General features: G+C 65.8%; 1 pseudogene. It reads right to left on the reverse strand.

Going from position 1 to position 518, the window contains the following annotated elements:
- Positions 1-518, reverse strand: a pseudogene (locus tag ACQY6C_RS14985) (hypothetical protein); the annotation flags it as partial.

The raw sequence follows: 518 nt of genomic DNA on the forward strand, positions 1-518 counted from the left end.
GACCCGATAACCCGTGTAGATGTAGTCGTCGATGCGGATGCCGTGCCCGCCCGGCTTGTCGTAGGCCTCGATTACGCCCGATGCCGGACGTGTCCTGCCGTCCGGCTGCATTTTTTCGAGACACAGCCTGGCCTGGACGGCGTAGCCGTTCATGGGCGGCACGTCGGCCAGCCCGATGTCGGCGAGCGACTTGCCATCAGCCAGCTCGATCTGCGCCCGTATCAGGTCCAGTCCGGTGATCTCCTCGGTCACCGTGTGCTCGACCTGCACGCGCGGGTTGATTTCCATGAAGTAGAACTTCGCTGGATCGTCGGCGTCGAGCAGGAACTCGAAGGTGCCGAGCCCCCTGTACTCGACCGCGGACGCCAGCCGCAGGGCGGCGTCGATGATGGGAGCACGTGTCGCATCGTCCAGGGTCGGGCTCGGCGCGATCTCGAGCAGCTTCTGGTTACGGCGCTGCAGGGTGCATTCGCGCTCCCACGCATGCGCCGCGTTGCCCGTGCCGTCACCGAGGACCT

The sequence above is a fragment of the Altererythrobacter sp. genome, assembly GCF_050299635.1.
Classification (GTDB): Bacteria; Pseudomonadota; Alphaproteobacteria; order Sphingomonadales; family Sphingomonadaceae; genus Erythrobacter.